The sequence below is a fragment of the Pseudomonas sp. G11 genome (assembly GCF_029457515.1).
Lineage (GTDB): Bacteria > Pseudomonadota > Gammaproteobacteria > Pseudomonadales > Pseudomonadaceae > Aquipseudomonas > Aquipseudomonas gorinensis.
The window spans coordinates 2,268,078-2,290,480 of record NZ_CP120377.1 but is presented as its reverse complement, the minus strand read 5'-3'; the positions used below and the strand labels follow the sequence as shown (position 1 = coordinate 2,290,480).

The window sequence follows — 22,403 nt, the reverse complement described above, 5'->3', positions numbered from 1 at the left end:
ATGCTGACCGCTACAACCAGGCAGATGATCGCACTATGCATACCCCTTCGGCTTCTGTGAACGACGAGCAAAAAAGCGCGGTGATCGCCGATGAAAAGCGCTGGAATACCCGAGCGCTGATCGTAGACGACGATGTGCCGATCCGAGAACTGCTGATCGACTATCTGGCGCGTTTCAATATTCTCGCCAGCGGCGTGACCGACGGCGCCGCGATGCGCGTGGCCATGCAAGCGGAAACGTTCGACGTGGTGGTGCTCGACCTGATGCTGCCGGGCGAAGACGGCCTGTCGCTGTGCCGCTGGCTGCGCGCCGAATCGGATATCCCGATCCTGATGCTCACCGCCCGCTGCGAACCCACTGACCGCATCATCGGCCTGGAGCTGGGCGCCGACGACTATATGTCCAAGCCGTTCGAACCCCGTGAGCTGGTCGCGCGTATCCAGACCATCCTGCGCCGGGTACGCGATGACCGCACTGAGCAGCGCGCCAACATCCGCTTCGACAGTTGGCGCCTGAACAGTGTGCTGCGCCAACTGGTGGCCGACGATGGCCTGGTGGTACCGCTGTCCAACGCCGAATTCCGCCTGCTGTGGGTATTTATCGAGCGGCCGCGTCGGGTGCTCAGCCGCGAACAATTGCTGGATGCCGCCCGTGGGCGCTCTATCGAGGCGTTTGATCGCAGCATCGACTTGCTGGTTTCACGCCTGCGCCAGAAGCTGGGCGATGACCCGAAGGCACCGCAATTGATCAAGACCGTGCGTGGTGAAGGCTACCTGTTCGACGCGCGGGATATCGGCTGATGCGCAACACCTTCAACACGCTGTTCGGCAGGCTGTTCGGCGTGTTGCTGATTGCGATTGTGCTGGCCCATGGCCTGGCGTTCTTTTGGTTTCACCACTACGGCCCGCCGCCGCCACCGCCTGCAGAAACCTTTGTGCAGCAGCCCGATGGCACGATGAAGCCCCTGCACAAGCATCGTCGCCCGTGGTTTGGTGGCCCGGTGGTACCGCTGACGTTTCAGTTCATCTCGTTGATCATCGCGGCCTGGTACGGCGCCAAACTGTTGAGCCGACCGATCCAGCGCCTGAGTGCGGCGGCCGAACGCTTGAGCCTCGACCTCGACAGCCCGCCCCTCGACGAATCCGGCCCCAGGGAAGCCCGACAGGCGGCATCGACCTTCAACCTGATGCAAAAGCGCATTCGCGAGCAGGTCAGCCAGCGTGCACGCATGCTCGGCGCGGTCTCCCATGACCTGCGCACCCCGCTGTCACGCCTCAAGCTGCGCCTGGAGCAGATCGAAGACACCAAGCTGCAAGGCCAGATGCGCCAGGACCTGGACGACATGATCGGCATGCTCGACGCTACCTTGAGCTACCTGCACGAACAACGCACCAGCGAAACCCGACATTGGCTCGACGTCCAGGCACTGGTGGAGTCCCTCAGCGAGAACGCCCAGGACCAAGGTTCCGATGTGCAGTTTGCCGGCACCTGCGCGCCTTTGCAGGTGCAGCCCATGGCGCTGCGCTCCTGCCTGAACAACCTGATCGACAACGCCCTGCGCTACGCTGGCACGGCGCGTGTGGAACTGCAGGATAGCCGCGAGGCCCTGATTATCCGTGTGATCGACCACGGGCCGGGGATTGCGGCGGATAAACGCGAAGCGGTGTTCGAACCGTTCTATCGGCTGGAAGGCTCACGCAACCGCAACTCCGGCGGCGTCGGCCTGGGGATGACAATCGCCAAGGACGCGGTAGAGCGCCTCGGCGGCCGCCTGAGCCTGGAAGACACTCCGGGCGGCGGCCTCACCGCCGTCATGTGGCTCCCCCGCCGCTAGGGGGAGTTGAAGCCGTAGCGACTGCAAGCCTCTACAGCGTTTTGTCATCACGCCGCCCCTGGGCCTGGGTCGCGCTCCAATCCATCAAGAGGCTGTACGCCACCGCCAACAGGGTCGGGCCGATAAACAGGCCGATAAAGCCAAAGGCGATCAACCCGCCGAACACCCCAAGCAGCACGATAACCAGCGGCAGGTTGCCGCCACGGCTAATCAGGTACGGCTTGAGCACGTTGTCCACGCCGCTGATGATGAACGTGCCCCACACGCCGAGGAACACCGCATACGTGTAATCGCCCTTCCACGCCAGCCAGGCCGTGGCCGGAATCCACACCAGCGGTGGCCCCATGGGGATCAGGCTGAGCAGGAAGGTGACAATACCCAATACCAGTGCGCCCGGCACACCGGCGATCAGGAAGCCGATCAGCGCCAGCAACGCCTGGGCGGCGGCGGTACCGATTACGCCGTTGACCACGCGCTGCACGGTGCCAGCCACCAACTCGATGTAATAACCGGCACGGTCACCAATCAGGCGCTCCAGCAAGCGGTGCACGAACATCGCCAGGCGCGGCCCGTCACGATAGAAAAAGAACACGAACACCAGGCTCAGGGTCAGCTCCAGAATGCCGCCGCCGATCTGCGCACTGCGCGCCAGCAGCCAATTCCCGACCTGCCCCAGGTACGGCTTGAGGCTGACCATCAGCGCCGCGCCCTGCTGGTCAATGCTGTCCCACATCGCCACCAACCGCTCGCCGACAAACGGGATCGAACCCAGCCAGGTCGGCGCCGCGGGCAAACCGTCGACCTGAATATCCTTGATCAGCGCCACCGCATCACGCACATGGTCCGCCAGGTTGAACCCGAGCCACACCAATGGCACCGCCACCAGCAGCATCCAGCCCAGGGTCAGGATGCCGGCGGCCAGGGATTCACGACCGCCGAGCCAACGGGTGAGCAGACGCATCAGCGGCCAACTGGCAAACGCCAGCACCGCGCCCCAGAACAGCGCCGACCAAAACGGCGCCATCACCCAGAAGCTGGCACCGAACAGCACCAGCAGCAGGATTTGCACCAGCAGGCGATCGTTATTGAGCATGGGGTATCTCTAGCAAAAGGCTGTAGGAGGAGAGCTTAGGCGAACGGCACGGGTCCGTTCGCCCTGTTACGGTCAGCGTATCAGATGCAGGTGCAGACCCTTGGCTTGATCCGTGCCGGTCTCCAGCCGCGTAGCCCGCACACCGCTGTCAACCAGGGCCTGGCGCCACGCTTCGGCAGTAGGGCCGGTCAAACTGACACGCAAGGTGGTGTCGAGGTTCAACCCGCGGGATATCAAGGTCAACCAGGTGGCGTCAGGGTCTGTGCCCAAGGTCGGGAAGTCCAGTTCGCCGGTGCTTTTCAGCTCTCGCAACAGCGTGGCGGAGGTTGGCAGCAGCTCGCCGAGCGGTGCGCCGGCGTCTATTTGCTCGACATGCAGATAAGCCCGGCGATTGCCCCGGGTGATGCCGTACAGCGCCACGAGGGAGTTTTCCTGCGGGGCGGCCAGGCGCAAGAGCAGGTACTCCTGCTGGCCGTCGGCGCCGACCAGCTTGGCATTACCGAACACTTCATTGGCCCACAGGCTGCTTTCGCCGCAATCGCGGGCCTGGCACCAGAACAGCAGTTGCGCGCCCTTGGCCTGCAAGGCTTCGCGCGTGGCAGTGAAAGCGGCGCTGGAGGTGTGTTCGGCGGGCAGTTCATAGGTGATCGCCGTGGTTCGCCCGCGGGCAGTGGCCTGGCCTTCGTAGCGCAGTTGGCCGCTGATCTTGCGGATCGCGCCCATGGGGTAGATGCGTTCCTTTTCTTCAGCGGGGCGGTAATCGACGATTTGCGCATCAACCTGGCGGGACACGGCAGGTAAATCCTGGCTTCCCGGCACATCGGCGGCGAACACCAAGGGGCTGAAACAGCACAGGCCGAGGGCACGGATACATCCTTTACGCAGGCTCATCGGATCGGCAAGCCCTGGCCATCGGAGGTCACAGCAGTTTCAAGATCGGTGTTGAGATCGTACATGGTTGACTCCCTTTCAATCCGCCCAGCCTCGGCAGTTGCCCGCGCCAAGTCAAGGCGCGTGGAAGAACCGATTGAAACAGTCTGCAACAAGGACCGCGCCCGGCTCATCATTCAGGTGTAAATGATGGCCTCCCGGCAGCGTTGTGACCGTAAAGGGTAGTTGAGAAAGCAATTCGGAATGTTTCGCCAGCATGCCGTCAGCCGCGACCACCAATTGCGTAGGGCAACTCACTCTGCGCACGAACGCCATCGCCTGCTCATCAGTCAGACGCATCGGCGACGCCAGGGTCAGGCGGCTGTCGGTACGCCACGTGTAACCGCCCGGCACCGGCATCAAACCGCGCTGGGCCAGCAGTTCCGCGGCTTCGCGGCTGACAGCCACCACCCCTTTCATGCGCGCCTCGACCGCACGCTCCAGGGTGCTGTAGACCGGTTTGCGCTTGTCCCGCAGGTTCAGTTGCGCCTGCAACGCCATGCCCAGGCGCTCAGCGGCATTCTCGCCACTGGCGGTCGGCGGGATCACGCCGTCGATCAACCCCAGGTGCGTCACGCGCTCCGGCAAGGCGCCGGCCAGTACCAACGAGACGATGGCGCCTAGAGAGTGGCCAAGTAATGCAAAACGTTTCCAGCCAAGTTGCTCGGCGACTTGCAGCACGTCAAAGACATAATCCCACAAGGCATAACCGGCTCCGACAGGGCGATGCGCCGAATGCCCGTGCCCGGCCATGTCCAGTGCGACGATGCGCAAGCCCTGCAGCTTCGGCGCCAACCGCGCAAAGCTGTTGGCATTATCCAGCCAGCCATGCAGGGCGATCACCGGCACGCCATCCTCGGGGCCGAACAGGTGCGCCGCCAATTCGATATGCGGCAAGCTCAGGCGAACCTCTTCGACCGGCGTACTCATGCGCAACTGCGCTCGCGGGTCTGCCAACGAGTGAACAGGTTCTTGATCAAGGTTGCAGTGTCCTGGGGGCGTTCAAGGGGAAACATGTGGCCGCCCGGCATGGTGAGCATTTCGCCCATGGGCAAGCGGTCGACGCCGCTGGCATGATGACGCATCACCACCCGGCTCTGGCGACCTCGCACCACTGCCAAGGGCACTTTCAACTGGCGCACCTGACCTGGGCTGGTGTGGGGCACGCCTCGGTAGATGCTGATTTCGGTAGCGGGGTCAAACCGCAGGCGCAGGCGATCACCCACCTGGTGCAGGCCGTGTTGCAGATAGGCGTCGAAGCATTCCGGGTCGAAGCCGCGAAACAGGGTCTTGCCCGCGAAATAACTGCGCGCGGCCTCCAGGTCTGTGAACTCTTCGCGACGCCCCAGGGTGCGCCCGGCCGGCGTGAGGCGATCGATAAAGCCAAAGCGCTTGGCGGCACGGATCACCCAACGGTCCGCGCGGGTCAGCACTGGCGAATCGAGCATCACCACACCGCGATACAGCTGCGGGCAGCGCATGGCCGCATGCAAATGCAGTACACCGCCCAGGGAATGGCCTACCCCCCACACCGGTTCTGGCTGTTGCTCCAGATGGTGGATCAGTTCGTCCACCAGGTTCTGCCAGTTATCGTCCACTGGGAACCTGGGGTCGTGGCCGTGCTGCGGCAGATGGGCCACGGCATATTCCGGCGCCAGGGCGGCAAACAGCTTGCCGTAGGTAGCGGAAGGAAAGCCATTGGCGTGGGCAAAAAACACAGGCTGCGACATACCGGTTCCATCGACAAAAAACAGACACTGATTGTCCCACGCCTGGCTCGGACAGCAATGACCGTAACCGCCAGGAATGATGACACTCACGCCACGCCTATCGCGCCGGCGGGGTCTCGCCCAGGGGCACCACGGCCATGGTCAGGCGCGAGACACAACTGGTCTTGCCTTCATCGTTGGTCAGGCGGATGTCCCACACCTGCGTGGTGCGGCCGATATGAATCGCCTTGGCCACCGCCGTCACCCGCCCGCTGCGCACCCCGCGCAGGTGGTTGGCGTTGACCTCCAGGCCCACGCAATAGAACTTGCTGGCATCGATGCACAGGTAGGCGGCCATGGAGCCGACACTTTCGGCCAGCACCACCGACGCCCCGCCGTGCAGCAAGCCGTAGGGCTGGTGGGTGCGATGGTCAACCACCATGCTGGCGGTCAGGGACTCGTCGTCGAAACTTTCGAAACGAATATCCAGCAACTCACCAATGGTGTTTTTCTGGCTCGCGTTGAGTTGCTCGATATTGGGTTGGGTGCGCCACAGGCTCATACCGTTGTCCTTGTTGGTTTTATGATGGCCCTAATCCTGCCACAGAATCACTTCGGTGCGCTCGCTCCACACCTGAAACTGTGGACCGTAAGTCGATTCAATCACGTTGCGCTTGATCTTCAGGGTCGGCGTCAGAAAGCCGTTTTCTACCGCCCAGGTGTCTTTTACCACCACCAACTGCCGCAAACGCTCATGTTTGTCCAAGGCCGCGTTGACCTGTTCCAGCCAACGCTCGAGGCTGTCCTGCAAGGCATGGCGCGCATCGGGCTGGCCCACCGTTGACAGCACGCACAGGCCCATGGGCGCGGTAAGGCCGTCACCGACCACACATACCTGTTCGATGCGCGCATGTTCGGCCAGGCGGTTTTCAATCGGTGCCGGGGCCACGTATTTGCCTTTGCTGGTCTTGAAGATTTCCTTGAGCCGTCCGGTCAGGCGCAGGCGGCCGTCGGCGTCCTGCTCCCCCTTGTCGCCAGTGCGCAGGAAGCCATCCTCGGTCAGCACTTCAGCCGTTCTTTGCGCGTCCTTGAAGTAGCCCAGCATGGTCGCGCCACTACGCACCTGCACTTCACCGGCCTGGTCAATGCGCACTTCAACGCCGGGGCACGGCAGGCCGATCCAGCCGATCTTCTGCTGGCCAGGGCGGCACACATGGGAGTAGCCACAGTTCTCGGTCATGCCATACACCTCCAGCACATCCAGACCCAGGCGCTGATACCAGCGCAGCAAGGCCTCAGGTACGGGCGCCGCGCCGGAGAGTGCAATGCGCAGCGCGTCGAGCCCCAGGCCGGCGAGGACTTTATGGCCCACGCGCTTACCGATAAATGGCAGGCGCAACAACCTGTCCAGGCGCTTTCCCGGGATCCTGGCATAGACGCCCATCTGGAATTTGGTCCAGATACGCGGTACGCCAAACAACGCCGTGGGCCGCGCCCGACGCAGATCCGTCAGAAAAGTATCGAGGCTTTCAGCGAAATAAACGGTTTGCCCGGTATAGATAGAAGCCATTTCCACAAACATCCGCTCCGCCACATGGCACAGCGGCAGGTAGGACAACAGCCGATCGCCCTCCCCCAGGCCAAACAACTCAGTGCCGTGCGTAGCGGCAAAGCCCAGGGCGCCGAAGCTGTGCATCACGCCTTTGGGCAGGCCGGTGGTGCCGGAGGTATAAATGATGGTGGCGAGGGCCGAGGCCGGCGGTAGCGGATCATCCTGGATCGGTGAACAGGCTTGCAGGTCGGCCCAGCGGTAATCAAAGTCGCCGGCCGGGCAAAGCGGCAGGCTGATGGTGGGCATGCCGGCAGGCACGCCGGGGGCCATGGTCGGCCAGTCATCGAGCTTGCCGATGAATACCAGCACGGCCTCGGAATGCTGCAGCACATGGGTAACGGAATCGGCGGTGAGGTTGGGATAGAGCGGCACCGAGACATGCCCCGTCATCCATATCGCGAGGTCAGCGATGATCCAGTGCGCGCAGTTTTTCGAGATCAGAGCGATATGCGAGCCCTGGGGCAGCTCCCTGGCGCGCAGCCAATGCGCAGCGCAGCGTGCCTGGTGGCCGACATCGCCCCAGGTGAGGGTCTGTACCGCACCACCCCCGATGGGCTGGACAAGAAAAGGTTGGCGCGGGTGCCGCGCTTCACGTTCGTAGAAGACTTGCAACGGCAAACGAAAAGCGACAGGCATGGGACGCGCTCCTTTGTGATCCGGCGATAGCCAACCAAGCACTTGCTTGGTTGACTATATAGCACACACAAAGCCGCGAGAAAGCCTACGGATTCTTCACACTGACCAGGCTCATCAGCCCCGCCAACGGGAAGTCGCCCTCTAGCTCCGCCAGGCTGGCGGTGTGCATGGGCTGCGGCTGACGCTGATGACCATGCTGCAGAAAGCTGATCAAGCTGCCGACCAGGGGCTGATGGCTGACCAGCAGCACATTGTCATCGCTGTCGAGCTTGTTCAGAACCTCCAGCGGATTGCCCTCCGGCGTGAGCCAAGGCACCGTGCGGATGTCCGCTTCAAAACCCAACGCCTGCCGCACCAACTGCGCAGTTTGCTGCGCCCGCACGTACGGGCTGGCAATGATCGCGTCCACAGGCTGGCCGATCAGGTGCGCCGCACTGCGCAACACCTCGGCACGGCCATGCTCGGTGAGTTCGCGCTCGGCATCGGTACGGGCATGGCCCTCGGCCTCACCGTGACGCAACACCCACAACTTCATAGCTTCGGCTCCTCGTCGCGCACCGGGTGCGGTGCCGGCGGCACGCTGTGGGCGGCTTCACCTTCCGGCGCGCGCGGGGTTGGCCAATCGGCGAACGGCCATGGCTTTTGTTCGGTGTGGAAGCTGCCAAAGCGGCCGATCTGCGCGAGAAACTGGCTGAGGCTATCGCCAAAGTTCATCAGGCCCAGGTTCGGTGCGCCGTAGACCAGGCGGTAAACCAACTGCACCACCACCAGCGCACCGAGCAGGAACTGCGCCACTTGCCACACCAGGGCAAACACCAGCATCCACAGGATGCGCAAGGCAATGGATTCGTACTTGGGAGCTGCTTTCGGATCGTTCATGACGCGTTCCTCAGTTGAAACCACTGGTGGAAATAAAGTCGACATCGGTTTTCGGCTCGGCGCGCATCAGCAACTCGATGACCTGGTTCAAGGTGCGCCCCTCAAACAGGATCGCATGCAAGCCGGCCACCAGCGGCATATACACCCCGACTTCCTGGGCCTTGGCCTTCAGCACCTTGAGGGTATTGACCCCTTCGGCCACTTCACCCAGGCGTGTGACGGCGTCTTCCAGGCTCAAACCCTGGCCGAGCGCAAAGCCAACCTGGTAGTTACGGCTCTTGGGCGACGAACAGGTGACGATCAAGTCGCCCACGCCCGCCAGGCCCAGGAAGGTCATCGGATTGGCCCCCTGGTTCACCGCAAAACGGGTCATTTCCGCCAGGGCGCGAGTGATCAGCATGCTCTTGGTGTTTTCCCCCATGCCCAGGGCCACCGCCATGCCGGCGATGATGGCGTAGACGTTTTTCAGCGCACCGCCCAGTTCGACACCGAAGCGGTCGCCACTGGCATAGACCCGGAAGGTCCGGCCATGCAGTACCGCCTGGACACGCTCGCAGAGCGCTTCGTCTTCACTGGCGATCACCGTGGCGGTCAGCGCGTGCTCCGCCACTTCCCGCGCCAGGTTCGGCCCGGACAACACGCCAATGCGCGCCTGCGGAGCGATCTCCTCGAGAATTTCGCTCATCAGCTTGAAGGTGTGCGCTTCGATGCCCTTGGTCAGGCTGACCAGCAGCTTGCCCGCCAGGCGCTCGGCATGCGGCGCCAGCACCGAACGCAAGGCGCTGGAAGGCAGCGCGACGAAGCACAGCTCGCACGCCTCCAGCGTGGCCTGCAAGTCGGTAACCGGCTCGACCGCCGGATGAATCTTGATGCCTTTGAGGTAACGGGGGTTTTCCCGATGCACGCGAATGGCCTCGGCCTGCTCGGGATCACGCATCCACTGACGCACCGGGTGACCGTTCTCAGCCAGCAGGTTAGCCACGGCGGTACCAAAACTTCCGCCTCCCAGGACCGCAATAGGGCGCTGTTCAGTCATATGCAATCCGTTAATCCATACCAGTGGCGATGGCGGCATTATACGGGCCGACCCGCTTGCGGCCAGCCCCCGTGTCAATTCGCACGCCTGTCGGAAAATGCCATGCCTGTGTGAAGTAATTGCAAGGGTGGCGACTGGCAAATGGCCCCGCCTCAGTTAACATGGGCGGCTATCCGTAATTATCAAGGCCGTGCCGTGTATTTGGGCCCTCCTCCCCGTTCATCCCTGTGGTGGTTGCTGCTGTTCAGCGGCGCTGTGTGTGCCGACGACCTGTTCCTCGACAGCCAGCCGCTGCCCCAGGTCCTCACCGCCACGCGCCTCAAGCAATCGGCCGCCGCCGTGCCCGGCAGCATGACCGTGATCGACAGCGAGCTGATCAAGGCCAGTGGTGCGCGAGACATCGCCGAGCTGCTGCGGCTGGTGCCGGGGATGATGGTGGGCTACACCACCGGTAACCAGGCGGCAGTGAACTACCACGGCACCAGCGCCAGCGATGCGCGACGCATGCAAGTGCTGATCGACGGACGCTCGGTGTACCGCGCGGGCCTGGCAACCGTGGACTGGAGCGATATCCCGGTGGCCATGGAGGATATCGAGCGCATCGAAGTGTTCCGTGGGCCCAATACGGTCAGTTACGGCGCCAACGCGTTGATGGCCGTGGTCAATATCCTCACGCGCGCGCCGGCCAATAGCCATGGCACGCGGGTGAAAGTGGTTCGTGGCGAACGGGGGATCAACGATTTCTATGCCAGCCAGGGCGTGGGCTGGGAAACCGGTGACTTGCGCCTGTCCATGTCCGGGCAGCAGGACGATGGCTTCGACAGCGATGCCGTGGGCGCCGACCGCCGTGACGGTCGGCGTCTTAACCGCTTCAGCCTGGCGGTCAGCCAGACATTGAACGCGCAACAGAGTATCGACTGGCAACTGAACGCCAAGGAAGGGACCAACCAGCGTCCCTATACCTACACACCTGTATTTGCCGGGATTACCGAAGGCGGTGACAACTCCGACGTCACTGCCAAGGACTATGCCGGCTCGCTGCGCTGGAACTTCGATTTCAACCCCGAGCACAGCCTCTACGTCCAGGGCTCAGCGCAACAATGGGACCGCCGGCAGGTCTGGAAAGCCTGTGACGCCAAGGTGTCGTTCAGCCCGGAGCTGACCCGCCTGTGGCAACTGAACCCCAACTACGCCGAACAGTTGGCCCGGCACATGGACGCTTACACTCCAGACAAGCCACCGCCTGGCAGTAGCGCCGAGCAGGCGCTAGCCGAGCAAGTGCTGAGGCAATGGGGCGATGGTGGTAAAGACCCGGTATGCGGCAATATCGACCAGAGCACTCGCGAAAGCCGCTACGACCTGGAGGTCCAGGACACCCTGAGCCTCTCCGACAGCCTGCGCCTGGTCAGCGGCATGAACTATCGCTACGACCGCGCCGACTCCGACACCTATTTCAATGGCACCCTGGACGACACCACCTGGCGCCTGTTCGGCCAACTGGAATGGCGCGCCAGCGAACACTGGTTGCTGCAAGGCGGTGCCATGTATGAAGACACCCACCTGAGCGGCAACTCGCTGACGCCACGGGTGGCGGTCAACTACCTGATCAACCCGCGCCACGGCCTGCGCGCGGTGTACTCCGAAGCCATCCGTTCCCCGGACATGTTCGAGAACAACGTCAACTGGAGCTACCGCGTCACCAACCTCAGCTCCCCGACCTACGGGCAGAATTCCGGGCAATACTTTGTAGTGACACGCGGCCCCGGAAACCTCGATAAAGAGCTGATGAAATCACGGGAACTGGGCTATAACGGCTTTTTTGCCGACCTCGGACTGAACATGGACGTGAAACTGTTCTACGACGAAATCACCGACATGATCAGCTCGCCGTTGCGCAATAACCAATACATTGCCAGCAACGCCAACAGTTCGCGGTTTACCGGCGCCGAATCACAGTTCGACTGGCGCATGAGCAACGCCGACCGCCTGCGGCTCACCTACGCTTACGTCGACGCCACCACCAGCAACCCGCGGGACAAGGCGCAGACTGCGCGCAACAGCGGCTCGGCGGGCTGGCTGCGCGAATGGGGGCAAGGCTGGTCCAGCGCGCTGTTCTACTATGGCGACGACGCACTCAACCAATATCGCTTCGAACGGGTCGACCTGCGGGTGGCCAAGCGCCTTGCCCTGGGCAAAGCCAACGTGGAGCTGGCCGGTATGTTGCAAACACGCCTCGACAACCAGCCCACCACCTGGGCCGATAACAATTATGACCATCGCCACGTACTCTACTTCAGCGCGGAGTTAGAGTTCTGACATGGGCGATCAGTCAAGGATGACCCTCTTTTTTATCTCAAGGTTTTGCCAGCGCTGTGTGCTGCTGGCATGCCTGCTGCTGACCGGGTCGGCCTGGGGTGCCGACATCCTGCTGACCGCCGCCGAAGACGGCACGGGCGTCCAGGCCTTCGCCCAGGCACTGGCCCGCCAGCGTCCCGAAGACCACGTGACCTTTACTCCCCTCAAGGACCTGCCGGCGCCGAACCGTTTGCCCGCCGGCACCCGCCTGATCCTGCTGGACCTGCCCGGCCTCGACTGGCGCCTGCAGGACACCCAGGGCCCGCCGACCCTGGTCTTGCGTATCAGCCGCCTGCAAGCCCGGCAACGCCTGGGCAGCAACCTGCCCGCCAGGATCAGCCTGCTCTGGAGCGACCCGCCCCTGGATCGTCAGTTACGCCTGATCACCGGCATCCTGCCCCAGGCGCGGCGCATCGGCGTGCTTTACGGCACCGACAGCGAATTCCTGCTCCCTGAGCTGACCCAGTACGCAGCGCCCCTGGGCCTGGAGATCGTGCCGCAGCGGTGGGACAACATTAATGACAGCCGGCCGTTGTTGAACCTGTTCAAGAACAGTGACGTGCTGCTCGGCCTCGACGACCCGCAGCTGTATAACCCGAAAACCGCGAAGAACCTGCTGCTGAGCAGCTACGCCCGGCAATTGCCGCTGGTGGGCCCCAACGCCGGGTTCGTCAAGGCTGGCAGCCTGGCCAGCACCTACAGTGACCAGGCCGACTGGCTCGCCGTGCTCGACCGCCTGCTTGACCATTCGCCGGCCAATTGGCCGCGCGCGCTGTACCCGGAACACTTCAAAGTGGTGGGCAACCCGCAAGTCGCACGCTCACTGGGCATCGAACAGGTCGACGAAGCCAACGTCGCCGCCCGCCTGGCCGAAGGAGAAAAACGCCCATGACTCTGCGTCGTCGTTGGGACATCAACACCCGCACCCAGCTCATCACCCTGGGCCCGGCGCTGTTGCTGACATTGCTGCTGATCAGTTTCTTCACCTTCGTGCGTATCCAGGACCTGCGCCAGGAACTGGACCACACCGGCCAATTGATCGCCAACCAACTGGCCCCCGCCACCGAATACGGGGTGATCTCCGGCAACAACGACGTGCTCGACAGCCTGCTGCGCGCGACGCTGGCCACCCCCCATGTGCGCTTTCTGGAGATCCAGGACAGCGCTGAGAACATCCTGGTGTACGTCGAACAACCCTCGGAAAAACACGACCGCTCGCTGTCGGTAAAAGTGTTCCAGGCGCCGATTCGCCTGCAACATATCCAGCTGGGCAATGACTTTTTCCAGGACAACCTCAACGAACCCAAGGCTCCCCGCGCCGACTACCTGGGTCGGGTGATCGTCGGCATGTCCAACGACGCCTTCAGCCAGCGCCAGCAGGAGATCCTATTCAAGGCCGGCATCCTGGCCCTCTTCGCCCTGCTGTTTACCTTCCTGCTCGCCAGGCGCCTGGCGGCGAGCCTGTCGCAACCGATCAGCGCGATGGGCAACGCGGTAAAAGCCATCCAGCAAGGCGACTACAAGACGCCGCTGCCGATTGTGGATGATTCGGAGCTGGGCGACCTGTCTCGGCATATCAACAACCTGGCCGCAGGCCTCAACCAGGCCAGTCGCGAACAGCAGCAGGCCATGGCCCAGTTGATCCAGACCCGGGAGGAAGCTGAACGGGCAAACAACGCCAAGTCGGAATTCCTGGCAATGATGAGCCATGAGCTGCGCACGCCCATGAACGGGGTGCTGGGCATGCTGCAACTGCTGGAAACCACCGAAATGACCGAGGAGCAGACCGAATACGCGGCGCTGGCGTCCGAGTCCACCGAGCATTTGCTCAAGGTCATCAATGACATCCTCGACTTCTCGCGCATCGAACGCGCCGCCCTGGAGCTGGAACATATTCCATTCAACCTGGCGGACCTGATCAATAGCTGTGCCCAGGCCTTCCAGCACAGCGCCCAACAGCGCGGGCTGGCCCTGACCCTACCGATTCCGCCTGGCATGGGGGCGTTGCGGGTGCTGGGCGACCCCACGCGTATCCGCCAGATCCTGGTGAACCTGATCGGCAATGCCCTGAAGTTCACCGAGCACGGCACGGTCAGCGTCGAACCCCAATGGCAAACCCTCGACCATGAACTGCTATGGTTTACCTGCACCGTGCGCGACAGCGGTATCGGCATTTCTGCCGAGCGCCTGGAGTTGATGTTCGACGCGTTCCAGCAGGCTGACAGTTCCATTTCAAGACGTTACGGCGGCACCGGCCTGGGCCTGCCAATCGCCCGGACCCTGGCCGAACGCATGGGGGGCACCCTGCGGGCCCAGAGCGAAGAAGGCCGTGGCTCGGTGTTTACCCTGGAAATCCCCCTGGCCATCGACCAGCACAGCCTGCCGGCCATTGCCCAGGATGCCGAAGGCAAAGCCGGCGCCGGCGAAGGCCGGCACGTGCTGCTGGTGGAGGACAACCCGGTCAACCGCACGGTGGTCGAAGCCATGCTGCGCAGCCTCGGATTCGAGGTGAGCCTGGCCACCGACGGCGCCGAAGCGATCCGCAGCGCCGAGAGCCTCATATTCACCGCGATCCTGATGGATTGCCGACTGCCGCTGATCGACGGCTACGAGGCCACCCGGCAGATTCGCCAACTGCCGGGCTGCGCCGACCTGCCGATAATCGCCCTCACCGCCAATGCCTTGCAGGGCGACCGTGAAGCCTGCCTCGCTGCCGGAATGAACGATTACCTGGCCAAGCCGTTCAAACGCACGGATTTGCAGCAAATCCTGCAGCGCTGGGTGCAATAGCTCAGCGCCATCAGCCAAGTCCGACTGGCGTGAAACACGAAAGTGCGGCAGTCTTAGGCACCCGAACGGGCCTATAAACGGGTCCGGTTTAAAATTTCAGTGAACAAGTGTACATTCAGTGCCTTGACGCTGTGACTTTCACTACAACGCAATAGTCTATGTGTAGGCTGCCGAGATGAGGCATGAACGCTTCAGTCGGTTCGGGAAGATTTGCCCTACCCTGCCGCATGGGATTATTGAGGAGCTCGCATGACCAAACAAAACGCCTTTACTCGGGAAGACCTGCTGCGCTGCAGTCGCGGTGAGCTGTTCGGCCCAGGTAACGCGCAACTGCCCGCCCCGAACATGCTGATGGTGGATCGCATCACCCATATCAGCGAAGAGGGTGGCAAGTACGGCAAAGGTGAATTGGTCGCCGAGCTGGATATCACCCCGGACCTGTGGTTCTTCGCCTGCCATTTCGAAGGCGATCCTGTCATGCCGGGCTGCCTGGGCCTTGACGCCATGTGGCAGCTGGTCGGTTTCTTCCTCGGCTGGCAAGGTCTGCCGGGCCGCGGTCGCGCCCTGGGTTCGGGCGAAGTGAAGTTCTTTGGCCAGGTCCTGCCGACCGCCAAGAAAGTCACCTACAACATTCAGATCAAGCGCGTCCTCCGGGGCAAGCTGAACCTGGCCATCGCCGATGGTTCGGTGAGCGTCGACGGTCGCGAGATCTATACTGCCGAAGGCCTTCGGGTCGGCGTATTCACTTCCACTGACAACTTTTAAGGGTTATCCGCATGCGCCGCGTCGTTATCACTGGTCTGGGCATCGTTTCTTGCCTGGGCAATGACAAAGAGACCGTCACCGCTAACCTGCGTGCAAGTCGCCCTGGCATCCGATTCAACCCGGAATATGCCGAAATGGGTCTGCGTAGCCAGGTTTCCGGCTCCATCGACCTGCCCCTCGAAGAATTGATTGATCGCAAGATCTACCGCTTCGTCGGCCACGCTGCCGCCTACGCCTACCTGGCCATGAAAGATGCGATCGCCGACTCCGGCCTGAGCCCTGACCAGGTCTCGAACGTGCGCACCGGCCTGATCGCCGGCTCCGGCGGCGCGTCCACCCTGAACCAGATGGAAGCGCTGGACATCCTGCGCGAAAAAGGCGTGAAGCGCGTTGGCCCGTACCGCGTTACGCGGACCATGGGCAGCACCGTTTCCGCCTGCCTGGCCACGCCGTTCCAGATCAAGGGCGTGAACTACTCGATCTCCTCCGCATGCGCGACCAGTGCTCACTGCATCGGTACTGCCGTTGAGCAGATCCAACTGGGCAAGCAGGACATCGTGTTCGCCGGTGGCGGTGAAGAAGAACATTGGAGCCAGTCGTTCCTGTTCGACGCCATGGGCGCCCTGTCCACCCAGTACAACGACACCCCGGAAAAAGCCTCCCGCGCCTACGACGCCAAGCGTGACGGTTTCGTCATCGCCGGCGGCGGCGGCATGGTCGTAGTCGAGGAGCTGGAACACGCCCTGGCCCGTGGTGCGAAGATCTACGCGGAAATCGTCGGCTACGGCGCCACTTCCGATGGTTACGACATGGTTGCGCCAAGCGGCGAAGGCGCCATCCGCTGCATGCAGATGGCAATGGCAACCGTGGATACCCCGATCGACTACCTGAACACCCACGGCACCTCGACTCCGGTCGGCGATGCCAAGGAAATGGAAGGCGTACGTGCGGTATTCGGTGACAAGGCCCCGGCCATCAGCTCGACCAAGAGCCTGTCCGGTCACTCCCTGGGTGCCGCCGGCGTTCACGAAGCGATCTACTGCCTGCTGATGATGGAAGGCAACTTCATGGCCGGTTCGGCCAATATCGAAGAGATCGACCCGGTCGTGGCCGATATGCCGATCCTGACCAAGACCGTGGAAAACGTAAAAGTCGACACCGTGATGAGCAACAGCTTCGGCTTCGGCGGCACTAACGCCACCCTGGTGCTGAAACGCTGGCAGGGCAAGTAAGCCCCGCAGGTTGATCACATGAAAAAGCCCCGACTGGTTCGGGGCTTTTTTTTGGCTGATGAAATCTCAAACGGTGTCGACTGCATCGCGAGCACGCCCGCCTCAATCTAACCGCCGCGACGGGGCTTGGGCAGGATGGCCAGAAAGTTATCCCGCGCCACCTTGTGCGCAACCTCCTCAGGCAACGCATTCAGGAAGGGATCAAAGCCCCGCATTTCCTTACCCAGCTTGTTGAAACGCCCTACCACATCCGACCCCAGCATAAAGCGCTCCGGGAAGCGCTCTACCAGCGCAACCCATTCCGGCCGGGGCTTACCCGCCTCATCGAGCAAATACGGCGTGAGCATGCTCCAGGACAGGTCGATATACAGATTGGGGTACGCCTCCAGCAGGCGGCTCAGCGTGGGCAGCAAAAAATCCATCTGCACCTGATGGCGATGGATTTCCTTGCTGGTACCGGCATGGGCCCAGATAAACCGAGTGTGCGGATGATTACGCAGCGGTTGTTCGACTTCAGCGAGGTACAGCGGGTTGCGCTCGCGCTTGGAGGTGATGTTGGAATGCAACATCACCGGCAGGTCATTTTCGGCGGCCAGGTGATAGATGCGCGTCATGGCTTCGTTATTGGCCCGCGGTGTATCACCGGAAGTCAGCGCGGTCAGGTCATCATGCCGGGTAAACACTTCGCCAATGCCTTGCCACAGCCCCGGGTTGAGGTCGAGCATACGCTGGATATGGGCGGCGGAATTCTTGTCGTTGGGGTTGAAGCCGGAAAGAAACGGATGAAAGCGCGAGCGTTGCTCCGGCGTCAGTGCATTGATCGCTGCCGCGACGATGACATCGGTGGCGCTGTACCAGTAGGCATCCGCGTCATCGCCGGCGTAGTAGCGCGGGCGCTTGGGTTCGTCTTCATGCCATTTCTTCGCCACAGGGATGCCGGAAATCATCACATGCTCAATGCGATTATCCGCCATCGCCTTGAGCAGCTTGTCCATGCCCGCCGTTTCCTGGAAGAAGTCCACGTAATGCAGGTGCGCATCGCTGTAGGCATAATCGCGAGCCTGTACGGCAAGGCTGCTGGCAGCGAGCAACAGGGCTAGACTCAGGCGGGTCCAGGGCACGGTAACACCTCGATAGGGGCTGATACGGGTAGACCTTGGGTGATACATCCGGGTTCATCACGAAAAACACGGAACACCTAAGTGCCAGCATGCTCTATAACTGCAAGACCTTCATCCTGCCCCCTTAGTGAGGTTTGCCATGCCTGTTACCGTCAACACGCTGAACCACGATAACTTTCGTCACAGCGTCAATATCAATAACCATGAGCTGTTCACCGACCTGCCCAAAAGCCTTGGGGGCGACGATTCAGCGCCCTCTCCCCACGATTATTTCGATGCCGCACTGGCGTCCTGCAAGGCCTTGACCGTCAAGCTCTATGCACAGAAAAAGGACATCCCGCTGACGGGCGTCACCGTGGAAGTCACCCACGATGCGACCGAGGAGCAAAAGGGCAAGTACAAGCTCAACGTCAAGCTGACCCTCAAGGGCGTGCTCACCGACGAGCAGCGCAACGAATTGCACCGTGTTGCCGACCGTTGCCCGGTACACAAGCTGATGACTACCGCCGAAGTCACCATTGAGACTCAATTGTCCGAAGGCGCCTTCAGCCAATAGCAGCAACCTCCCGTCGAGCGGGTTATGCTCTGCATCATCTAACCCGCTCAGACTGGGACGCACCATGACCACCCTCACCGTGATCCGCCCTCGCGCCGAAGATGTCGAAGGCCAACCCATCCTGCGCCCGCTGCCGTCGCGCGAATGCCGCAGTGTCGGACCCTTTGTGTTCTTCGACCATATGCTGCCCACCCACTATGCACCGGGCAGCGGCATGAATGTCCGCCAGCACCCGCATATCGGGCTGTCCACCCTCACCTACCTGTTCGACGGCGCATTGCAGCATAAGGACAGCCTAGGGTCGGACCAGGTGGTGCAAGCTGGCGATGTCAGCTGGATGACCGCCGGCAGCGCGATTGCCCACATCGAACGCACGCCGGAGCCGCTCAAGACCAAGGGATCCAACCTGCACGGCCTGCAAGTGTGGCTGGCCTCGCCCAAGGATCATGAGAGCGGACCTGGCCATTACAGCCATCACCCCGCGGCAAGCCTGCCAGTGAGTGACAATCTGGGCGTACAGATCCGCTTGATCGCCGGCAGTGGCTTCTGCCTCACATCGCCGGTACCGGTGCTATCGCCCACGTTGTATGCCGAGGTGCAGATGCAGCCGGCCACTACCTTGCTGATCCCGGATGAACACGAGGAACGCGCGGTGTACGTACTGGCGGGTGAAGCTCAGTTGGACGGTGAGCCACTTGAGGTGCACAGCCTGGTGGTATTGCCAGCCGGCCAGGAAATGACGCTGTCTGTCGAGAGCGATTGCCACCTGGTGGTGTTTGGCGGCGCGCCGCTGGATGGGCCGCGAAGGATCAACTGGAATTTTGTCGCGAGTGACCCGGCCAGGATTGAGCAGGCCAGGCAGCGCTGGGCCGCAGGGGATTGGCCGACGGTGCCGGGGGAGTCAGAAAGAATTGAGTTGCCTGTGAGATAGCTATCGGGGGCAAGTCGAATCGTCGCACCGCCCCTCCCACATTTTGACCGTGTGAATCCAATCAAGTGTGGGAAGGCGCGTGCCCCCGATCAGGCCGGAACAGACGCTGAAGATTTAGCCCTTGAACACTTCATCCAGCAAGTTGTGCATCGACTGGAAAGCCCGCGCAGCGGTCTTCGCGTCGTACATCATCATGCCCGGCACATTGGCGTGCGGATCGGTGAACGAATGCACCGCGCCGCCGTAGCTCAGCAGTTGCCAATCCACACCGGCCGCGTTCATTTCATCTTCGAAGGCCGGCAACTGCTCCTTGGGCACCAACGGGTCGCTAGCGCCATGCAACACCAGCACCGAGCCCTTGATGTTCTTGGCATCCGCCGGGTTCGGCGTATCGAGGGTGCCGTGGAACGACACTGCAGCCTTCAACGGCGCACCGGTACGCGCCAGTTCCAACGAGCAGCAACCACCAAAGCAGAAACCGAAGGTCGCCAGCTTCGAGGTATCCACGGCGGCTTCGGCCTGGCCCTGCAACTGCTCCAAGGCTGCCTGCATACGCTTATTCAGCAACGGGCGGTCGTTTTTCAATGGCATCATCGCCGCGCCGGCTTCATCACCATTCGATGGGCGAACCTTTTGCCCATACAGGTCGGCGATCAGCACCACGTAGCCCTTGGCGGCAACGCGCTTGGCGATCTCCTCGGCACCCGCACTCACACCCATCCAGTTCGGCGCCATCAGCAGGCCTGGCAACGGACCTTTGTGGCTGGCATCAAACGCCAGGCGGCTTTCATAAGACTGGCCATCAATCTGATAGACCACGGAACGCACGGTGACTTGGCTCATCATTTTCTCCAGTTGAAGATCACTAGAACGGAAATGGGCTGTAGGAACGAGCTTGCTCGCGCCTCCAAACGAAAAAACCCGCCGAAGCGGGTTTTTCTACAACGGTGTTAAACCGACAGTTCAACCAACAGCTTGTTCAGTCGGCGCACATAGGCGGCCGGGTCTTTCAGGCTGTCGCCAGCGGCCAGGGCCGCCTGGTCGAAGAGGATGTGCGACAGGTCGCCAAACCGCTCTTCGCTCTGCTCGCCGTCGAGTTTCTCGATCAGCGGGTGAGCCGGGTTGAATTCGAAGATCGGCTTGGAATCCGGCACCTTCTGGCCGCTGGCCTCGAGGATCTGGCGCATCTGCATGCCCAGGTCCTGCTCACCAATAGCCAGGATCGCCGGGGAGTCGGTCAGACGGTGGGAGACCCGCACTTCACTGACCGCATCCCCCAAGGACGCCTTGATCCGCTCAACCAGGCCTTCTTTGGCCTTGGCGACTTCTTCGGCCTCTTTCTTCTCTTCTTCAGAGTCCAGGTTACCCAGGTCCAGGTCGCCACGCGCCACATCGACGAAAGATTTGCCGTCGAATTCGTTGAGGTAGCTCATCAGCCACTCATCGATGCGGTCGGTCAGCAGCAGCACTTCGATGCCTTTCTTGCGGAAGACTTCCAGGTGCGGGCTGTTCTTGACCTGAGCGTAGGTTTCGCCAGTCAGGTAGTAGATCTTGTCCTGGCCTTCCTTGGCGCGCGCCAGGTACTCGGCCAGGGACACCACTTGCTCGCCGTCGTCACCCTGGGTGGATGCGAAGCGCAGCAGGCCGGCGATTTTTTCCTTGTTAGCGAAGTCTTCTGCCGGACCTTCTTTCATGACCTGGCCGAAGTTTTTCCAGAAGCCCTTGTATTGCTCAGGCTCGTTCTTCGCCAGTTTTTCCAGCATGTCGAGCACGCGCTTGGTCAGCGCCGACTTCATGGAGTCGATAATCGGATCTTTCTGCAGGATTTCCCGCGACACGTTCAACGACAGGTCATTGGAGTCGACCACGCCCTTGATAAAGCGCAGGTACAGCGGCAGGAACGACTCTGCCTGGTCCATCACGAACACCCGCTGCACGTAGAGCTTCAGGCCCTTCGGCGCTTCACGCTGGTACAGGTCGAACGGCGCACGGGCCGGCACGTACAGCAGCGAGCTGTATTCCAGCTTGCCTTCAACCTTGTTGTGGCTCCAGCTCAGCGGGTTTTCGTAGTCGTGACCGATGTGCTTGTAGAACTCCTGGTATTCCTCGTCCTTGATCTCGGTACGCGGACGGGTCCACAGCGCGCTGGCGCGGTTGACGGTTTCCCACTCAACCGCTGGCGCTTCTTCGCCTTCGGCAGCAGCCTGCTCTTTCGGCAATTCGATCGGCAGAGCGATGTGGTCGGAGTACTTCTTGATAATGTTGCGCAGGCGCCAGCCATCGGCGAACTCGTCTTCACCGGGCTTGAGGTGCAGCACGATGCGGGTCCCGCGGTCAGCCTTGTCGATCGTGGCGATTTCAAACTCGCCCTCGCCTTTCGAAGCCCAATGCACGCCTTCGCTGGCGTCAAGGCCGGCGCGACGGCTGAACACTTCGACCTTGTCGGCGACGATGAAGGCGGAGTAGAAGCCCACGCCGAACTGGCCGATCAGGTGCGAATCTTTCTTCTGGTCACCCGAGAGGTTTTTCATGAAGTCAGCGGTGCCGGATTTGGCGATGGTCCCCAGGTGGGTAATCGCTTCTTCGCGGCTCATGCCGATACCGTTGTCTTCGAGGGTGACGGTCTTGGCGTCCTTGTCGAAGCTCACACGGATTTTCAGTTCCGCGCCGCCTTCCAGCAACTCAGGCTTGGACAGGGCTTCGAAACGTAATTTGTCGACAGCGTCAGAGGCGTTCGAGATCAATTCGCGAAGGAAGATTTCCTTGTTGGAATACAGCGAATGGATCATGAGGTGCAGCAGTTGCTTCACCTCGGTCTGGAAGCCCAGGGTTTCCTTTTGAGTTTCCACACTCATGGTCATCAAACTCCAATTGGATGGCAGTGGCCGCGCCCTAGAGGGTTGGCGGCGGGTTGTCATCAAAGT

21 protein-coding genes are annotated in these 22,403 nt (G+C 61.8%); 9 read left to right on the top strand and 12 right to left on the bottom strand.

Going from position 1 to position 22,403, the window contains the following annotated elements; translation table 11 throughout:
• The first annotated feature begins 35 nt into the window (after window positions 1–35).
• On the top strand, window positions 36–800 hold the full coding sequence (locus P2T68_RS10525; protein ID WP_041161131.1) for a response regulator: 765 nt from the start codon (window positions 36–38) through the stop codon (window positions 798–800).
• Window positions 800–1,834, top strand: a complete 1,035-nt coding sequence (locus tag P2T68_RS10520) for an ATP-binding protein (RefSeq protein WP_069075588.1) — start codon at window positions 800–802, stop codon at window positions 1,832–1,834. The genes P2T68_RS10525 and P2T68_RS10520 overlap by 1 nt, the downstream gene beginning before the upstream one ends.
• A 31-nt stretch (window positions 1,835–1,865) precedes the next feature.
• Here the strand turns inward: P2T68_RS10520 and P2T68_RS10515 are convergent, their stop codons facing one another.
• From P2T68_RS10515 to P2T68_RS10475, 9 genes are all read right to left on the bottom strand, one after another.
• Entirely contained in the window at window positions 1,866–2,927 is a 1,062-nt protein-coding gene (locus tag P2T68_RS10515; protein WP_024074328.1) for an AI-2E family transporter, read from the bottom strand.
• A 72-nt stretch (window positions 2,928–2,999) separates the two neighbouring features.
• The gene (locus P2T68_RS10510; protein ID WP_024074327.1) at window positions 3,000–3,818 is read right to left on the bottom strand and encodes a DUF4892 domain-containing protein; all 819 of its coding nucleotides are present in this window, start codon (window positions 3,816–3,818) and stop codon (window positions 3,000–3,002) included.
• 114 nt (window positions 3,819–3,932) lie between these two features.
• A complete protein-coding gene (locus tag P2T68_RS10505; RefSeq protein WP_102624107.1) occupies window positions 3,933–4,787 on the bottom strand; it encodes an alpha/beta fold hydrolase in 855 nt (284 codons plus the stop codon).
• A complete protein-coding gene (locus tag P2T68_RS10500; protein WP_024074325.1) occupies window positions 4,784–5,587 on the bottom strand; it encodes an alpha/beta hydrolase in 804 nt (267 codons plus the stop codon). The genes P2T68_RS10505 and P2T68_RS10500 overlap by 4 nt, the downstream gene beginning before the upstream one ends.
• A gap of 97 nt (window positions 5,588–5,684) precedes the next feature.
• Complete coding sequence (locus P2T68_RS10495; RefSeq protein WP_024074324.1) at window positions 5,685–6,128, bottom strand: hotdog fold thioesterase; 444 nt, start codon at window positions 6,126–6,128, stop codon at window positions 5,685–5,687.
• A gap of 30 nt (window positions 6,129–6,158) precedes the next feature.
• Window positions 6,159–7,814: an AMP-binding protein gene (locus tag P2T68_RS10490; protein ID WP_277379329.1), complete on the bottom strand. Its 1,656-nt coding sequence runs from the start codon at window positions 7,812–7,814 to the stop codon at window positions 6,159–6,161.
• An 85-nt stretch (window positions 7,815–7,899) separates the two neighbouring features.
• Window positions 7,900–8,349 (bottom strand): phosphohistidine phosphatase SixA, encoded by a 450-nt coding sequence (gene sixA / locus P2T68_RS10485; RefSeq protein WP_024074322.1) that lies wholly within the window; start codon window positions 8,347–8,349, stop codon window positions 7,900–7,902.
• The gene (locus P2T68_RS10480) at window positions 8,346–8,693 is read right to left on the bottom strand and encodes a DUF4389 domain-containing protein (protein WP_024074321.1); all 348 of its coding nucleotides are present in this window, start codon (window positions 8,691–8,693) and stop codon (window positions 8,346–8,348) included. The genes sixA and P2T68_RS10480 overlap by 4 nt, the downstream gene beginning before the upstream one ends.
• Before the next feature lie 10 nt (window positions 8,694–8,703).
• Window positions 8,704–9,729 carry an NAD(P)H-dependent glycerol-3-phosphate dehydrogenase gene (locus P2T68_RS10475; RefSeq protein WP_024074320.1) on the bottom strand — a complete coding sequence of 342 codons (1,026 nt, stop codon included), beginning with the start codon at window positions 9,727–9,729 and terminating at the stop codon, window positions 8,704–8,706.
• A gap of 195 nt (window positions 9,730–9,924) precedes the next feature.
• On the opposite strand from P2T68_RS10475, the gene P2T68_RS10470 reads away from it, so the two are divergent.
• From P2T68_RS10470 to fabB, 5 genes are all read left to right on the top strand, one after another.
• Window positions 9,925–12,045, top strand: coding sequence for a TonB-dependent receptor (locus tag P2T68_RS10470; protein ID WP_277379745.1), 2,121 nt, complete (start codon window positions 9,925–9,927; stop codon window positions 12,043–12,045).
• Between the two features lies 1 nt (window position 12,046).
• The gene (locus P2T68_RS10465) at window positions 12,047–12,976 is read left to right on the top strand and encodes an ABC transporter substrate-binding protein (RefSeq protein ID WP_024074318.1); all 930 of its coding nucleotides are present in this window, start codon (window positions 12,047–12,049) and stop codon (window positions 12,974–12,976) included.
• The gene (locus P2T68_RS10460) at window positions 12,973–14,874 is read left to right on the top strand and encodes an ATP-binding protein (RefSeq protein ID WP_024074317.1); all 1,902 of its coding nucleotides are present in this window, start codon (window positions 12,973–12,975) and stop codon (window positions 14,872–14,874) included. Before P2T68_RS10465 ends, P2T68_RS10460 begins: the two co-directional genes overlap by 4 nt.
• Window positions 14,875–15,123: 249 nt before the next feature.
• Window positions 15,124–15,639, top strand: coding sequence for a 3-hydroxyacyl-[acyl-carrier-protein] dehydratase FabA (gene fabA / locus P2T68_RS10455; RefSeq protein ID WP_024074316.1), 516 nt, complete (start codon window positions 15,124–15,126; stop codon window positions 15,637–15,639).
• Between the two features lie 11 nt (window positions 15,640–15,650).
• Window positions 15,651–16,871: a beta-ketoacyl-ACP synthase I gene (gene fabB / locus P2T68_RS10450; RefSeq protein WP_102624104.1), complete on the top strand. Its 1,221-nt coding sequence runs from the start codon at window positions 15,651–15,653 to the stop codon at window positions 16,869–16,871.
• 107 nt (window positions 16,872–16,978) lie between these two features.
• On the opposite strand, the gene P2T68_RS10445 is transcribed toward fabB, so the two are convergent.
• A complete protein-coding gene (locus tag P2T68_RS10445) occupies window positions 16,979–17,992 on the bottom strand; it encodes an amidohydrolase family protein (RefSeq protein ID WP_024074314.1) in 1,014 nt (337 codons plus the stop codon).
• 139 nt (window positions 17,993–18,131) lie between these two features.
• Here P2T68_RS10445 and P2T68_RS10440 point away from each other — a divergent pair, with 139 nt between their 5' ends.
• Both P2T68_RS10440 and P2T68_RS10435 read left to right on the top strand, forming a co-directional pair.
• Complete coding sequence (locus P2T68_RS10440; protein WP_024074313.1) at window positions 18,132–18,548, top strand: OsmC family protein; 417 nt, start codon at window positions 18,132–18,134, stop codon at window positions 18,546–18,548.
• A gap of 64 nt (window positions 18,549–18,612) precedes the next feature.
• Window positions 18,613–19,479, top strand: coding sequence for a pirin family protein (locus P2T68_RS10435; RefSeq protein ID WP_150293188.1), 867 nt, complete (start codon window positions 18,613–18,615; stop codon window positions 19,477–19,479).
• Window positions 19,480–19,593: 114 nt separating this feature from the next.
• Here P2T68_RS10435 and P2T68_RS10430 read toward each other — a convergent pair whose 3' ends face one another.
• Together P2T68_RS10430 and htpG are read right to left on the bottom strand one after the other, a co-directional pair.
• Window positions 19,594–20,322 carry a dienelactone hydrolase family protein gene (locus P2T68_RS10430; protein WP_024074311.1) on the bottom strand — a complete coding sequence of 243 codons (729 nt, stop codon included), beginning with the start codon at window positions 20,320–20,322 and terminating at the stop codon, window positions 19,594–19,596.
• A gap of 107 nt (window positions 20,323–20,429) precedes the next feature.
• A complete protein-coding gene (gene htpG / locus P2T68_RS10425; protein WP_041161130.1) occupies window positions 20,430–22,334 on the bottom strand; it encodes a molecular chaperone HtpG in 1,905 nt (634 codons plus the stop codon).
• Window positions 22,335–22,403 lie beyond the last annotated feature (69 nt).

What these genes read in the sequence shown, in the direction of transcription:
- P2T68_RS10525 (WP_041161131.1), top strand. Translation starts at nt 36, where the DNA reads ATGCATACCCCTTCGGCTTCTGTGAACGACGAGCAAAAAAGCGCGGTG.
- P2T68_RS10520 (WP_069075588.1), top strand. Translation starts at nt 800, where the DNA reads ATGCGCAACACCTTCAACACGCTGTTCGGCAGGCTGTTCGGCGTGTTG.
- P2T68_RS10515 (WP_024074328.1), bottom strand. Translation starts at nt 2,927, where the DNA reads ATGCTCAATAACGATCGCCTGCTGGTGCAAATCCTGCTGCTGGTGCTG.
- P2T68_RS10510 (WP_024074327.1), bottom strand. Translation starts at nt 3,818, where the DNA reads ATGAGCCTGCGTAAAGGATGTATCCGTGCCCTCGGCCTGTGCTGTTTC.
- P2T68_RS10505 (WP_102624107.1), bottom strand. Translation starts at nt 4,787, where the DNA reads ATGAGTACGCCGGTCGAAGAGGTTCGCCTGAGCTTGCCGCATATCGAA.
- P2T68_RS10500 (WP_024074325.1), bottom strand. Translation starts at nt 5,587, where the DNA reads ATGTCGCAGCCTGTGTTTTTTGCCCACGCCAATGGCTTTCCTTCCGCT.
- P2T68_RS10495 (WP_024074324.1), bottom strand. Translation starts at nt 6,128, where the DNA reads ATGAGCCTGTGGCGCACCCAACCCAATATCGAGCAACTCAACGCGAGC.
- P2T68_RS10490 (WP_277379329.1), bottom strand. Translation starts at nt 7,814, where the DNA reads ATGCCTGTCGCTTTTCGTTTGCCGTTGCAAGTCTTCTACGAACGTGAA.
- sixA (WP_024074322.1), bottom strand. Translation starts at nt 8,349, where the DNA reads ATGAAGTTGTGGGTGTTGCGTCACGGTGAGGCCGAGGGCCATGCCCGT.
- P2T68_RS10480 (WP_024074321.1), bottom strand. Translation starts at nt 8,693, where the DNA reads ATGAACGATCCGAAAGCAGCTCCCAAGTACGAATCCATTGCCTTGCGC.
- P2T68_RS10475 (WP_024074320.1), bottom strand. Translation starts at nt 9,729, where the DNA reads ATGACTGAACAGCGCCCTATTGCGGTCCTGGGAGGCGGAAGTTTTGGT.
- P2T68_RS10465 (WP_024074318.1), top strand. Translation starts at nt 12,047, where the DNA reads ATGGGCGATCAGTCAAGGATGACCCTCTTTTTTATCTCAAGGTTTTGC.
- P2T68_RS10460 (WP_024074317.1), top strand. Translation starts at nt 12,973, where the DNA reads ATGACTCTGCGTCGTCGTTGGGACATCAACACCCGCACCCAGCTCATC.
- fabA (WP_024074316.1), top strand. Translation starts at nt 15,124, where the DNA reads ATGACCAAACAAAACGCCTTTACTCGGGAAGACCTGCTGCGCTGCAGT.
- fabB (WP_102624104.1), top strand. Translation starts at nt 15,651, where the DNA reads ATGCGCCGCGTCGTTATCACTGGTCTGGGCATCGTTTCTTGCCTGGGC.
- P2T68_RS10440 (WP_024074313.1), top strand. Translation starts at nt 18,132, where the DNA reads ATGCCTGTTACCGTCAACACGCTGAACCACGATAACTTTCGTCACAGC.
- P2T68_RS10435 (WP_150293188.1), top strand. Translation starts at nt 18,613, where the DNA reads ATGACCACCCTCACCGTGATCCGCCCTCGCGCCGAAGATGTCGAAGGC.
- P2T68_RS10430 (WP_024074311.1), bottom strand. Translation starts at nt 20,322, where the DNA reads ATGAGCCAAGTCACCGTGCGTTCCGTGGTCTATCAGATTGATGGCCAG.
- htpG (WP_041161130.1), bottom strand. Translation starts at nt 22,334, where the DNA reads ATGAGTGTGGAAACTCAAAAGGAAACCCTGGGCTTCCAGACCGAGGTG.